General features: G+C 28.8%; 12 protein-coding genes. 4 read left to right on the top strand and 8 right to left on the bottom strand.

From position 1 onward, the window contains the following. Positions 1 to 83: 83 nt before the first annotated feature. Positions 84 to 2,228 (top strand): Dam family site-specific DNA-(adenine-N6)-methyltransferase, encoded by a 2,145-nt coding sequence (locus tag EXC33_RS01465; RefSeq protein WP_046096782.1) that lies wholly within the window; start codon positions 84 to 86, stop codon positions 2,226 to 2,228. 129 nt (positions 2,229 to 2,357) lie between these two features. Here the strand turns inward: EXC33_RS01465 and EXC33_RS01460 are convergent, their stop codons facing one another. The 6 genes from EXC33_RS01460 to EXC33_RS02810 form a co-directional block, all read right to left on the bottom strand. Continuing rightward, a complete protein-coding gene (locus EXC33_RS01460) occupies positions 2,358 to 4,298 on the bottom strand; it encodes an AlwI family type II restriction endonuclease (protein ID WP_052716983.1) in 1,941 nt (646 codons plus the stop codon). Positions 4,299 to 4,540: 242 nt separating this feature from the next. Beyond that, positions 4,541 to 4,702, bottom strand: coding sequence for a helix-turn-helix domain-containing protein (locus EXC33_RS02850; RefSeq protein WP_223211581.1), 162 nt, complete (start codon positions 4,700 to 4,702; stop codon positions 4,541 to 4,543). Between the two features lie 7 nt (positions 4,703 to 4,709). Next, complete coding sequence (locus tag EXC33_RS01450; RefSeq protein WP_046096780.1) at positions 4,710 to 6,371, bottom strand: DUF2326 domain-containing protein; 1,662 nt, start codon at positions 6,369 to 6,371, stop codon at positions 4,710 to 4,712. Next, entirely contained in the window at positions 6,362 to 6,586 is a 225-nt protein-coding gene (locus EXC33_RS01445; RefSeq protein WP_046096779.1) for an ABC-three component system middle component 7, read from the bottom strand. Before EXC33_RS01445 ends, EXC33_RS01450 begins: the two co-directional genes overlap by 10 nt. Continuing rightward, positions 6,573 to 6,998, bottom strand: coding sequence for an ABC-three component system protein (locus EXC33_RS02815; RefSeq protein WP_201058027.1), 426 nt, complete (start codon positions 6,996 to 6,998; stop codon positions 6,573 to 6,575). Before EXC33_RS02815 ends, EXC33_RS01445 begins: the two co-directional genes overlap by 14 nt. Beyond that, on the bottom strand, positions 6,992 to 7,711 hold the full coding sequence (locus tag EXC33_RS02810) for a hypothetical protein (RefSeq protein WP_220096530.1): 720 nt from the start codon (positions 7,709 to 7,711) through the stop codon (positions 6,992 to 6,994). The genes EXC33_RS02815 and EXC33_RS02810 overlap by 7 nt, the downstream gene beginning before the upstream one ends. Positions 7,712 to 7,837: 126 nt before the next feature. Here EXC33_RS02810 and EXC33_RS02795 point away from each other — a divergent pair, with 126 nt between their 5' ends. The 3 genes from EXC33_RS02795 (at position 7,838) to EXC33_RS01430 (ending at position 9,044) form a co-directional block, all read left to right on the top strand. Beyond that, positions 7,838 to 8,041: a hypothetical protein gene (locus EXC33_RS02795; protein WP_152640294.1), complete on the top strand. Its 204-nt coding sequence runs from the start codon at positions 7,838 to 7,840 to the stop codon at positions 8,039 to 8,041. 259 nt (positions 8,042 to 8,300) lie between these two features. Then, positions 8,301 to 8,666 carry a hypothetical protein gene (locus tag EXC33_RS01435; RefSeq protein WP_046096778.1) on the top strand — a complete coding sequence of 122 codons (366 nt, stop codon included), beginning with the start codon at positions 8,301 to 8,303 and terminating at the stop codon, positions 8,664 to 8,666. A 150-nt stretch (positions 8,667 to 8,816) separates the two neighbouring features. Then, the gene (locus EXC33_RS01430) at positions 8,817 to 9,044 is read left to right on the top strand and encodes a GyrI-like domain-containing protein (RefSeq protein WP_046096777.1); all 228 of its coding nucleotides are present in this window, start codon (positions 8,817 to 8,819) and stop codon (positions 9,042 to 9,044) included. Between the two features lie 654 nt (positions 9,045 to 9,698). On the opposite strand, the gene uvrA is transcribed toward EXC33_RS01430, so the two are convergent. After that, a complete protein-coding gene (gene uvrA / locus EXC33_RS01425) occupies positions 9,699 to 12,536 on the bottom strand; it encodes an excinuclease ABC subunit UvrA (RefSeq protein WP_046096776.1) in 2,838 nt (945 codons plus the stop codon). A gap of 42 nt (positions 12,537 to 12,578) precedes the next feature. Continuing rightward, entirely contained in the window at positions 12,579 to 14,567 is a 1,989-nt protein-coding gene (gene uvrB, locus EXC33_RS01420) for an excinuclease ABC subunit UvrB (protein WP_046096775.1), read from the bottom strand. Between the last annotated feature and the right edge of the window lie 23 nt (positions 14,568 to 14,590).

Genomic DNA, 14,590 nt, shown 5'->3' with positions numbered 1-14,590 from the left:
TAGTCATGAATTGGGAATAAAAATTGTAGATACTCTACTGGAACATATGGTATAATACTTGTAAAGTAATTAGATGCATATATATGAAAATTTGTAGGTTTAATTTGTGCTCTCAAAAATATAAGACAACAAGACAAATTGAAGCAGAATATGGTATAACACGACAAACAATTCACAATTGGATATCTACAGGGTTATTGAAAGCACCGAGTAAAAGTTTTAGAAATTGGTTTACATGGTCTATAGAAGATGAAGTTAATTTAAGGAATGTTATTGAAAAGAAATATAATAAAATCGATATGTGCGAAACTTACTCAGAAGATGAAGAATTGTTAATTTCGAATCGAAGATATTTGGGATCTAAGCAAAAACTATTGGATTTTATTGGAGAAATAGTAGCAAAATATACGTGTGGAGTAGAAAGTGTTGCAGATATTTTTGCTGGTACTGGAGTTGTAGCTGACTATTTTAAAAAGAGTGGAAAAAAAATTATTGTAAATGATATATTGACTTCAAATCTTGTGGTATATAAAACTTGGTTTAGTGATGATTTTGTAGATATGGATAAAATTAAAAAGTTAATTAGAGAATTTAATTTATCTAAACCCTCAGAAGACAATTATGTTTCAATTAATTTTGGTAATAAGTATTTTTCATTGGATAATGCTAGAAAAATTGGTTATATAAGAGAAAAAATTGAAACAGTAGATATTAACGATAGAGAAAAATCTATTCTATTAACATCATTAATTTATGCTATGGATAAGGTAGCTAATACCGTTGGACATTATGATGCCTATAGAAAGAAAATGGATTCATATCAACCTTTGCTTTTAAAAGTTCCACATTTAGAGGCAAATAAAAACAATTCAATATATTGTGAAGATGCAAATGAATTAGTGAGAAAAATTTATGCTGATTTAGTTTACATAGATACTCCCTATAATTCTAGACAATATGGAGATGCTTATCATTTATTAGAGAATATAGTAAACTGGGAAAAACCGGAAGTCATAGGTGTTGCTAGAAAGATGGTTAATAGAGAAAATATAAAATCAGCCTATTCAACAAACTTAGCGCCAAAAGCATTTGATGATCTTATTGAAAATATTAACGCAAAATATATTTTAGTTTCGTACAATAATATGGCGAAAAAAGGTAATGGACGTTCTAATGCCAAAATTTCAAATGATGAGATAATTTCATCGCTTCAGAAAAGAGGGGATGTAAAGATATTCGAAACGTCATTTAAGGTGTTTACAACGGGAAAAACTAATATTAAGAATCATAAAGAATTATTGTATTTATGTACAATAAATGAAAAAAAATATGTTAAGTCTCCAATCAATTATTCCGGAGGAAAATATAAATTATTAAAACAGATATTACCTTTATTTCCTAGGAAAATAGACACTTTTTATGATGTTTTTTCTGGAGGAGCAAATGTAGCTATAAATATAGAAGCTAATAAGGTTGTTATTAATGACATTGATGAACATATTGTCAACTTATTAAAATATTTAGATACGGAAGATATTTATAAGGTAATAGAAGGTGTCGAGAAATTAATCACTAGATATAAGTTATCTAATACAAAAAAATATGGATATAGTTATTATAACGTTAATTCATCTATTGGACTAAAGAGCGTAAATGAAAAATCTTATTTACAGTTAAGAAAAGATTACAATGAAGGAAATATAAAAGATAATGAGAATTTAGTTTTTTACACGTTATTAGTTTATGCATTCAATAATCAAATTAGATTCAATAATTCAGGGCTTTATAATACACCAGTTGGAAAAAGAGATTTCAACTTAAAAATGGAACAGAAATTGATAGACTTCAAGAATACTGTTACTAAAAGAAATATTGTTTTTATGAATAAAGATTTTAGAGATTTACTAAAAGAGATAGATAAAATAAATGATTTTGTTTATCTGGATCCTCCTTATTTAATTTCAACTGCCACTTATAATGAAAATGGTGGGTGGACTGAATTAGATGAAATAGATTTGTTGGCTTGTTTGGATAATTTAAATAAAAAGGGTATTAAATTTGCTCTTTCAAATGTACTAGAACATAATGGAAGAAAAAATAAACTACTTGAAGATTGGGCTAAAAAATACACAATTCACTATTTAAACCATAATTATAATAATTCAAATTACCAATCTGCAGCTAGCTCCTCTAAAACAAAAGAGGTTTTAATAACGAATTATTGATAAATTCCTCAGATAATATTTGACATTGATATGTCCCCCTTTTACTGAGTAAACCAGTAAAAGGGGGACATATCATATTTGAAGAGGGGGGTTGATATTTTTATTTTCAAAGACTAGTTACATTACTTGAGATTATTTGAAAATATCGAATAAAATATTATTTCTCCAATCATTGTTAATGTAAGCAGGGGAGGAATTAAGATTCGAGTTTATTTTTTCTAAAATCTCAATATCACATATTTCTTTTTTTAGTATATCTACTATTTCTTTAGTAGATAATGCAAATATGTTCAATCCACTTATTGAAATATTACTATTGTAAGTGCTGTTCAGCTGTACAAATTGCATTGCTCTAAAAATATTCAATACGTTATCATCAAGTTCATTAGCGATGAAAATAGTCTGAGTCTTTGTTGGATGATTATCGACTGCAAAGTTAGTGGAATGTCTTATTACAGGTTCTAACTCCCCACGTTTTTGAGCATTCATGTTCATAAGTGTAGCTTCAATAAGTAAAGAGTAATCATCAGACTTGATTTCAATGTCACCAGCACCGCTACCTCTGTGAGTTAAAGGCAGCTTGTTACCGTCTAAAGAGACTTGAAATGTATCTAACAATTTGAATGATTTATTTTTAGAGATGTGATACCACGCTATTGTTAGGATATATTCATATATTGTTGGTATAGTGGCGTTATCAGTTACTTCGTTGAATACCTCGTCATCATTTCTAACAATAATATTATTAAGAATTGTTATTATTTTTTCTTTTGGGAAAGTTTTTTCTACAAATTCTCTAAACTCATTTTCTTGTTTATCTTCAATTAACTTTGAAATTTCGGAGATGTTTTTTGTATTAAAATTCTTTCCGATAATAGCAAACAATTTTTCAATTTCATTATTTGTTATTGAAAAAATTTCGGTTAGAGTAGTATCTGAAAACCAAAAACTATCGTCATTTTCTTCATATTCAAAATATGAGTCATTTCCTGATAGAGAAAACTTATCCCCTAGTATTTCTAAAAGAGGAGAAATGATCCATTTATTATTAAGATTTGCAAGCCCATTATTAAAACTAATCAAGCCAGTCACTTGGAAAGCTCGCCTACCCATATCAGAATATTCATGAATTAAATCATTATTCTTGCTGAAAAGAAATTGAAGATATTTACCATAATGATCATTACCTAACAAAGGGTTGCCTGAATTATTTTTTAAAAAGGTTTTTGTAGTATCATTTTTTGAAATTTTGATTGGTATTTTTCCAGCTCCAAAAGCCTTTTTTATTTTACTATTTCTTGAAAGTTTATATAAATGGGGAATGACATCATTATTTTCTGGATTATCTTGTGCTTCTATCAAAAATAGCACAAAATCTTTATATAGTAATGAGGTTTTTTTACTATCTCTATTTGAAAATAATTTTGCAAAATTTTCATCAGAGAATTGTTTATTGTTGAACATATCTTTTGCTTCTAAAATTTTTTCCTCTGAAATCATATATCTTGAAAAAGTAGAAGAAAAGAATTCATCAAATGAAACATTTCCATTTTGAACTTGGGAATATTTAGAAATAATTTCCTCGAGTTCGTCGTTGGATAGACAGGGTTTTATTGATTCTAGAATTGCAAGCAGATTATTTTGTGGAACATCATCATATTTTGATAGGAACTTAATTGCAAATCGATAATTATAAAAATAATTATCGCTATTATGCTCATATATACGTAATTTCATAAACTGTCTAAAGTATAAAAGATTATCTTTGTCTAAATCTAATATCTTTTCTATTTCGTCTGCCGGTTTCAGTTTAGAGTCAAGATAATTATTACCTAAAGATGAAAGTTTTCTAGCAGAATTAATTAGTCCAATCTTAACAAGGGGGTTTGTTAAAGTTCTTCCTCTAAAACCTACTTTTCCAGAACTTGGGAGTTTATAATGTTTGCTTCTCTTAAAGTCTTTAAAAAGTTCAATTCCTTCTTCACTTTCTAATCTTACAATTTCGTTTAAGAAGGTTTTATAAAAATTTTCTTGAAGATTTACATTTTTATTCCATTTTACAGAATTAGACATGAATTTATCTAATACTCTTAAAATGATTTTAATTTATTTCGACAGTTTGCTTTACACGAATTGAAGTATCACCCATATTATAAATGCTAGTTATACTATCAAGTTTCATGTTTACACCTACTTTCATTTGTAAATTTAATTGTAACCTTTATAGAAAGGTATTCAAGTTAGATAGTTAAAAAACTGTGTTTCTGTATATACAGGAACAAAAATAAAAAAGTATTATTTTACTCCTTCAAAATCTATGCGATATCACTTATATCGCAGTCTAAAACTTTACATATTTTAATCAAAACATCAGTTGTAACATTGTCACACTTAGTTAATTTAGTCATTGAAGATGAACTGATTCCGGACATTTCACATATCTTTGTCTTTGTAAGGCCTTTATTAATAACTTCCATAACTTGTTTATAGCTGAGTTTCATTGTTGACCTCTCTGTTCCATGATTTTCCATATAATTCACCTCCACGCTCATCTAATTGAAGAACCCTGTTTTCTTGTAAAATAGAGTAGGTTTCTTTACTATATGAACTTTGTTTATCAAAGGCTATGAATACTTGTTTTCCTAATTGCTTGGTAGCTGTATATAGTTTTATTATTCCATCAATACCCTCATCATCTATATTTTTAAAGAGTAAGGAATCATGAGCAAGGGCCGGTAATGATGATAAATATAATATTGCTAAATCTAAAAGTATCATACCCTTAAAGTTTGTACCTGTACCAGTATCCTTTGGTGTAGAAAAATTATAGTTATTGTAATTTTTTAAAGCTATAGTTGGAGCATTTCTTTTCTCTTCATACAATTTGCTGTTGAATTCTTGCATTTTCTCATTTAGCCTAAATGCAATATTTGAGAGGATAGATTCTATATTTTTTTCTAACCTATTTTTTGCATCAGCTTTAGATGTAGCTAGTTCGGTTTCTTCTAAATAAACCTTATTTTGGTTTTCCAGAGCCGATATTTGGAATTGAAGTGCAGAGTGTCTATTTAAAAACTCTTTTGAGAAAGTGTTTTTAATTTTAAGTTTAGACATCTCATTTATTATGCTATCAATGGTATTACTAAGCTCTTTGATTTCCACAGCAATCTGCTCTTTTTCTTTTTCAATTTCAGTATTTAAAATGTTTGAGAGCTTTTTATGATAGTTTTCAACTTCATATATTTTTTTAATATCAGTATTAGGGAAATATTCCGTTAAAGCTTCTAAGTCTGCTTCTGTAGGCATCAGACCATACTCTAAACTGACATTTATAAGGTTAACTCTACGCTTTAGTCTAGATAGTTTTACTTCAAGATTATATTTTTCTTCCTTTAGTGCTTCATGCCTTTTAGATTCTTCGATTTCTTCCTGTGTAATAGCTTCAGTGTTTGTATCTGTTAAAGAATCTAAGGTGGCCTTTAAGTCTGCTATTTTTTGAAGATTTTCCTCATATTGATTTTTTCCACCAACTAGGCTTGAAATAAAATCATACTTTCTAGCGCTTTTATAGGTTTTTAGTTTATCACTTTCCAAATCAAATCTACTTTGGTAGAGTTCAATTTTTTTATAGTAATTAAAAAGGCTTATTAGAACCTTTATGGAATCTCTTGTATTTTGACCTTGATACCCTTGTAATGGAAATTTTTCTTGTAGGTTATTTTTCCCATATATTCTAAAATAGGTACTTATCAACTGACGGAAGGAAAGATTTGTTTGATCGATTGAATATTTTTCCTTTAGCCAATTGAGAAACTCTGATTTAGTTAAGGTTTTATTTTTTTCAGAATAATCATAATTGCAGATTTTGATTAGGTCTGGATCTGCAGTGGATCTTCCGAAGTAATATTTTTTATCAAATTCAAAACATGAATATATAGTGTGGTTTCCAATATTTCTAACACCATCACTATCTAGATAAGTATCACCACCAAATACAAAGTCTATAGCTAATAGTGCGGAGGATTTTCCTATGGAGTTTGAAGCTTGATCTGTTCCTTGAATAACATTTAATCCAAGATTAAATCTTATCGGTGGACGTATAGTTCTATTTTTCCTAAAAACAGGAGAGTAGATTTCTACAAGCATTTTTTCACCTCACCTTCATCGGACATTTCAATAGCATTTAAGGCATAAAGACAATCCATTACGGATAAAAAATCTGTGGGATTTTCTAACTCGTAATTAAGTACATGGAAAATCTCTACTACATTATTATTACCTTTTTCAATTTCTTGGAGCACTCTAGGGATTAACGCTAGGGTGCTTTTGCTATATGGATATAATTTATTAGGTAATTGCATCAAACACCTCACAGCTCTGTATAAAGTAACACACGATAAGCTGACAGCATCTAATGTCACCTAGCGTTACTTTATGTATTTTTTCAGATAGGTCATTAAAAATATCTGAAGCACTACGTTTTTGTTTATTTAATTTTTTGTATGCAGACCTTATTTGACACTGCAACTCTTCGTAATCAATGACTTTACTTTTATCAAGATCTATAAAAATCTCTTTTATCTTTAGGAAATACGTGGTTACAGCCATATTGATATCGTTATATAAAATGAGATTTTCATCCGGATCGATTTTCTGGCTAATTTGTTTTGGCTCCATTGTGAAATTTGTCAAATCGTGATTCTTTAATTTACTTAATTTTGAAATAACTTCAATCAATCCTTGTTCTAATGTAAGATCGCTGAGTTCTAGCATATCTTCCATATGAATGGACAAGGATTTTTTATTCTTTTCAATAAGTTTTTTGTTTTGGAAGAGTTATCCATTTGATAAGTTGCAAAGCACTGAGGACACAGCGCAATGAGGTTTTTAATATTGTTATCTTTAGTTTTATCAATAAGGATAACTTCATATACGTCATTAATGTCTTGTTTATTTGAAACATATAATATTTTTCCACAACCGGGCATTGCACAGTGGTTATCACATTCTTTTAATAGGTATTTTCCATACTTGTTTTTATAACCAGTCGAACTGGCCAACTGTTTTTGAGCTTCAAGTTTGTCTTGAGAAGTCAATCCGGCTGAAGTTCTAATAATGTCAATAAAAATATCAGCTACAACTTCATTAACATTTGAAGGTGAAACAGATGGGTTATAAGGTCGAATATCATCAGCTAGTAACTTTAGTGCATCCTTAGGTTTACTATCAATTTCAGTAATGAAATCATCTTTATTTAGTCGGTAAACAATGCTTTGAGCCATCTTTTTGGAAAGGTTGCTTTTGGAATAATTTCTTAAAGTAGACTCTTTCACTCTATCAGTAGGATCTTTGGGCGCACCCCAATCCGATTCACTTAATTCAGTTATTGAAGAAATCAAATAACGCATGAAGCTTGGGACGTCCTCGCCATCACTGATTCTATTTTTTAATATTTGAAAAAATATCTTAAATTCCAAAGCATTCACCACCTTTTAACCACGAATAACCAAGTTTAACCAAACTGATACCAGTAAAAAATTTACTCATTATAAAATTTAACCACTAGGAAAAACTGCATTTATTTTTAAACATTATATTATTTTGCAGTATTTTTGGAAAAGCAGAAATTCGCATTAAAGATTTTTGCTTTGAAATTAAATAGAAAAGAGGTAAAAAACATGGCAAAGAATTTAAAACAGACTTCAAAGTCAGTTGCTTCCAAAGCAAGCAAAATACTTCGAGATGGACGCTACAGCAAATTATCAAAATCTGTAGCAGCAAGTGCATTAGCACAAACAAAAAAGAGTGGAAAGTAACCACTATAAAAAATAATCCTTAAACAGCGACTGATTTGAAGAATCAGCCTTAACAAAAAAATATATTTCAAAGCCTGATTAGCTATAGGGCGATGGGATACATCATATGGCACTCACAGTTTTATCTGTGGGGTGCTGTGTGAAGTACCTCTATTTTCCTATACCTAATTCTAGGCAAAGAGTCGGTACTTCACATAGTATCGGCTCTTTTTGTATACCGTCCCCTTACTGCAACAGACAGAAAGGAGATGGGATTTTTATGAAAATCCAATACAGAGTTGAAAATGAGTTCATGGAGTTCGATTTAGAACTAGAAGAAATCAAAAACTGGTTAAACATCGATATCTTAGATGACCAGATGGAAGAAGAAATTAAAGAAAAAGTTCAAGAAAAAATAAACAAAGAATATAACCGTCCCGAATATAACATTTACCATCGTGAAACAAGGCATATCGATCCAACGCCTAAGAAAAGAAAAATGGATGGTACAGCGGGATATATCTGTGCAAGTGAAAAAGATGATTCTTTTAATATCTTAGACTATTTAGGTTTTACGATCCGACAGAAGATTATATTAACAGTTTTTAATACGAGAGAATTTGTAGCCTCATCAGAAAACATCTAAAAAGAGAGCTTGTCGAAATAGTTATCTCCATTGTTTTGGATTATAAAAAGCCAAAGGAAATAGCAGAAGAAATGCTTAATAGAAAAAATTATTCAGAGAAGAAATTTAATAGTCTTATTGCCAAAGAGGCAAATAATATAAGCAAAAAGTATGGGATTAGATATTTTGGAAGTGGATGAAACAGAATATGTCATTGTAGAGTTAAAAGGAAGTGTTCCGGAGTGTATTCATAATGGTTGGAAATATGTAATGGAAGTATTTTTTCCTGAGCATGGATATGTTCATTCAGGAAAACCCGACTTTGAATACTACTATGAAGGTGATATGTATAGTTTTAACTATAAAATGGAGTTATGGATTCCAATATCTAAGGCATAAATCATAGTTTTAGAACTGAATACATTAATTTTAGACGGTAGAAATACCGTCTTTTTTATGCCTATATAAAAAGTTTCTGAGTATAGAGGAATAGTTTCAGAGTTCAGATAAAAAGTTTCATTGTATCAAATACGTCACGAAACTAGAGATGACTATACCGAATATGCTGCAAAAAGTTGCGCCTTATGCCTTCCAAGATATGTAAAATAAAGGACTTTAGAAAATATAAAAAATGAAATAGAAACGATGATGATCTAGCTAGAAATACAGCTAGTTTTTTGATTTTAAGGGGCTTTTTTACTTTTAGGGGGTTGAAATATCTATGGGGGTGCAATAGATATTCTTTGACTTAGTTTTCTCTTAGAGTGATGTATATACGAAAAAGAGGACACAGCTATTATGAGAGAAGTGTAGTAAATATTATAAGATGATACTTTTGTAAATTAATAAGGCTGGTCGATATATTGAAAAACTCAAAACGGGATCAAAACATAAAAGAAGATAGTAAAAAGATACAGTCGGTTGTGAAGTATGTTACTAGAGTATATTTAAGTTTTTGGAAGATATAAAAATATATACATTAGGTAAAAAATTATTGTTACGTTTTGTATATATTTTTGAGTTATAAAAAAATAAAAAAATAAAGTGGTTACTTTATTTTTTTCTAAGCATTTCGTTAAGATACATTCCGGTATAACTATTTTGATTTAAAGCTACTTGTTCAGGCGTTCCAGTAGCAATGATTTTACCGCCTTCAATTCCTCCTTCAGGTCCTAAATCGATAATATAATCGGCAGTTTTTATAACGTCTAAATTATGTTCAATGACTAAAACTGTATCTCCGTTATCAACAATTCTATTTAAAACTACCAACAAATTAGCTACATCATATGAATGCAGTCCTGTAGTTGGTTCATCTAAAACAAATAATGTTTTTCCTGTAGGCTTTTTTTGTAAATAGGTTGCCAATTTAACTCTTTGAGCTTCTCCACCCGATAAAGTCGTTGAAGATTGCCCTAACTTGATGTAACCTAATCCTACATCATGTAATGTTTTTAATTTAGTAATAATGTTGTTTCTTGCAGCAAAAAAATCAATTGCTTCATCAACAGTCATATTTAAAACATCATTAATGTTACGGTTGTGATATTTAATTTCTAATGTTTCACGATTATATCTAGCACCATCACAACTATCACAAGTAATATAAACATCAGGAAGAAAGTGCATTTCTATTTTGATAGAGCCATCTCCTTGACATTTTTCACATCTTCCCCCAGGAATATTAAAAGAAAATCTTGATTTGGCATAACCTCTTAATTTAGCTTCTTCTGCGGAAGCAAAAATTTCTCTAATATCATCAAAAACACTTGTATAAGTTGCAGGATTAGAACGAGGAGTTCTTCCTATTGGAGATTGACTAATAGGAATGATTTTATCTATTAACGAAGCATTTTTAAAACTTTTAAATTTTCCTACTTTAATTCCTATTGGATTTCTTGTTTGTATTTTTTTAAGTCCTTGAACAAGGATTTCATTAACTAATGTACTCTTTCCAGAACCACTAACACCAGTTACTGCAATAAATTTACCTAAAGGAATTTTAACGTCAATATTTTTTAAATTATTTTCAGCTGCTCCTAAAATTTCAACAACTTTGCCATTACCACTTCTTCTTGAATGAGGAATTTCTATTTTTAATTCGCCACTTAAATATTTTCCAGTAATAGAATTTTTTTCTTTTATTATTTCATTCAGTGATCCTTTAGCTACAACCTCACCTCCATGGACACCTGCTTTTGGTCCTATATCTACGATATAATCGGCTGATTTAATAGTATCTTCATCATGTTCGACAACTATTAAAGTATTACCTATATCAACCATATTTTTTAGTGCTTTGATTAAACGGTCATTATCTCTTTGATGCAATCCTATTGATGGTTCATCTAAAACATATAATACACCAGTTAAATTAGAGCCTATTTGAGTAGCTAATTTAATTCTCTGACTTTCTCCACCAGATAAAGTTTCAGCATTTCTATTTAATGTCAAATAATTTAATCCAACGTTATTTAAAAATGTTAAGCGATTAACTAATTCATTTTTAATTAAGGCAGATATAGTTTTTTGCTCATCAGATAAATTGAGATTTTCCAAGTTAATTAAAGCATCATTAACACTCATTTTTGCAAAATCGTTAATATTAAAATCGTTAATTTTAACGGCTAAAGCATAATCATTTAATCTTGAACCCTTGCATCATTTGCAAGTGAAAGTACCCATGAATTTTTTTAATCATTCACGAATTTTTTCACTAGAAGTTTCAATATATTGTTTTTCTACTTTTGTTAAAAAACCATCGATATATCTATTTCTTCTAGTTTTATTACCATTTACAGAAATTAAAACGTATTCAATTTCTTCTTTCGAACCATATTTAATTATTTCTAATTCTCTTTCACTTAAATCCTCAATTGGAGTGTTTAAATCAATATTGTAATATTTACACAATATTTCAAATTCTTGTCACTCTAAATTTTGTGTTCCTACTGTATTTTCAAAAATTTTAATAGCGCCTTGATTTATTGATTTAAATTTTTCTGGTACAAGAGCATCAAAGTCGGCCTTTAAATCTACTCCTAATCCCTTACAATGGTTGCACATTCCAAAAGGAGAATTAAAAGAAAAAAGTCTAGTTTCTATATTTGGCATTTCAAAATCTTTATGTATGCACGAATGTAATTTTGAAAAAGTTTTTACTTCACCTTCTAAAGTTTCAATTTTTATTAATCCTTTACTATATTCAAGACCTAATGCTATATCTTCAGCAATACGATTATAATTTTCTTCTTTTAACTCTAATCTATCAACTACTATATCTATTGTATGCTTGATATTTTTTTCGAGAATTATGTTATCGTCTAATCTCTTAATTTCTCCATCTACTTTAATTCTTATAAAATTATCTTTTCTTAATTTTTCAATCAAGTTGGCAAATGTACCTTTTTCTCCAGCAACAATAGGAGAAAGAATGTAAAATTTTGTTCCTTCTTTCATTTTGAAAATGGTATTTATAATGTCTTTATTAGTTTGAGTAGCAATAGGAATTTTATGATTAGAACAATAGGGAATACCAATTCTTGCGAAAAGTAATCTAAAATAATCATAAATTTCAGTTACTGTCCCTACTGTTGATCTTGGATTATTATGTGTTGTTTTTTGTTCAATAGAAATTGAAGGGCTTAAGCCTTCAATTGAATCTACATCTGGTTTACTTGTTCCTCCTAAAAACATTCTTGCATAACTTCCTAAACTATCAATATATCTTCTGCGTCCTTCTTCATAAATCGTATTGAAAGCCAAAGAAGATTTACCGCTTCCAGAAAGACCTGTGAAAACTACTAGTTTATTTTTAGGTATAGATAAAGAAATATTTTTCAAATTATTCTCTCTAGCACCTTTTATTTTAATTTCATCTTTATTAGACATATATCCTCTTATTCTATTTTACTAATAAGCCTTTTTTATAGGTTATTTAGTTTCTCTTAATTCAAAAATCATATCTCTTAATTCAATAGCTTTTTCATAGTCTAAAACTCTAGTAGCTTCTTGCATTTGTTTAGTTAGTTCGGCTATTAATTCTTTTTTAGTTAAGGTTGTTTTTTCTTTTTTATCTTTAGCATTTAAAAATTGTTGAACGTTATTAATTAGTTGATTATTACCATTAATTAACTCAGGAATTGGTTTTTGAATTGTTTTTGGAATAATATTATGTTCTCTATTATATGAGATTTGTAAACTACGTTTGTATAAATTATCTTCTATACATTCTTTCATACTATTAGTTAAATTATCAGCATAAAATATAACTCTACCATTAGCATTTCTAGCTGCTCTACCGGCTATTTGTATTAAGCTCTTAGTAGATCTTAAAAATCCTTCTTTATCTGCATCTAAAACAATAATTAAACTTACTTCGGGAAGATCAATGCCTTCTCTAAGCAGATTTATTCCTATAACAGTATCATAAGTTCCTGTTCTTAGTTTTCTTAAAATATTATTTCTTTCAAAAGTTTTATGTTCTGAATGAATATAGGCTACTTTTTCATTTCTTTCTAAAAAATATCTAGTTAATTCCTCTGCTAATCTTTTAGTAGTTGTGAGAATTAATGTTCTTTCATTTTTTATTTTTTGTTTTTGAATTTCATCGTAAATATTTTCAACTTGATTTTCAGATTTTCTCACTTCAATTACTGGATCTAATAAACCTGTCGGTCTAACATACAAAGGTATAATTACGCCTTCAGTTTTATTTAATTCATAATCAGCGGGAGTTGCTGATATATATATGGTTTGAAAATCAAAATATTTTTCAAATTCCTCTAATTGTAAGGGTCTATTATCTAGTGCGCTAGGCAATCTAAAACCATATTCTACTAAAGTTTTTTTTCTTGCGTGATCACCGCGATACATTGCTGCTAATTGTGGTATCATCATGTGAGATTCATCAATTATCAAGAGAGGATTTTTATCTTTAAAATAATCTAATAACGTATAAGGTCTTTGACCTGGCAATCTTTTATCCATATATAAGGCATAATTTTCAATTCCAGAGCAAATGCCAAATTCTTCTAATGAATCAATATCTTTTTCGGTTCTTTCTTTTATTCTCTGAGCTTCTAATAAACGATTATTATTTTCAAAATATTTGATTCTTTCTTTCATTTCATGATAGATTTTTTCACAAGCTTCTTTTATTATGTCTCTAGAAACAGTATATGCTTGTCCGGGAAAAATAATTTGTTTTTCTACCTTTTTTATAGGGTTTTTAGTAATAGGATCAATTAAAGTTATATCTTCAATTTCATCTCCAAAAAATTCAACTCTAACAATAAAATTTTCATTTGAGGAAAAATTAATAAATACGTTATCGCCTTTTGAACTAAATGTTCCTCATCCTAAATCTATTTCATTTCTTTGATATTGAAGAATAATTAATCTTCTTAAAAATTCTTCTCTTTTTATTTTCATTCCTATATGTATTTCTCAAAAATTATCTTGATATTCTTCAGGATTTAAAGCACCATAAATAGCAGAAACTGATGCAACAATTATAGTATCGTTTCTTGTTAACAAGGAATTAACAGAAGACATTCTCATTGCATCTAATTCAGCATTATTTTGAGAAACTTTTTCACTATAAGAATCACTAGCTACGTGATAGTATTCTGGACGATAATAGTCAAAATATGAGACAAAATACTCAACTTTATTATTTGGGAAAAATCCTTTTAATTCCGTATAAAGTTGAGAAGCTAAGGTTTTATTATGCGAAAGAACTAATACTGGTCTATTAAATTCTTTTATTACATTTGCAATAGTAAATGTTTTTCCAGAACCAGTAATTCCTTCAAGAACTTGATATTTGACGCCATTTTTTATATTATTAACTAATTCATTAATTGCTTTAGGCTGGTCTCCGGCAGGTTGATAGCTTGAAACTAACTCATATTTATTCATGTTTTTTATTATAGAAAAATAAT

The organism is Mycoplasmopsis meleagridis (genome assembly GCF_900660695.1).
In the GTDB taxonomy this organism is placed as follows: Bacteria; Bacillota_I; Bacilli_A; order Mycoplasmatales; family Metamycoplasmataceae; genus Mycoplasmopsis; species Mycoplasmopsis meleagridis.
This window is presented reverse-complemented; position numbering and strand designations above follow the sequence as displayed.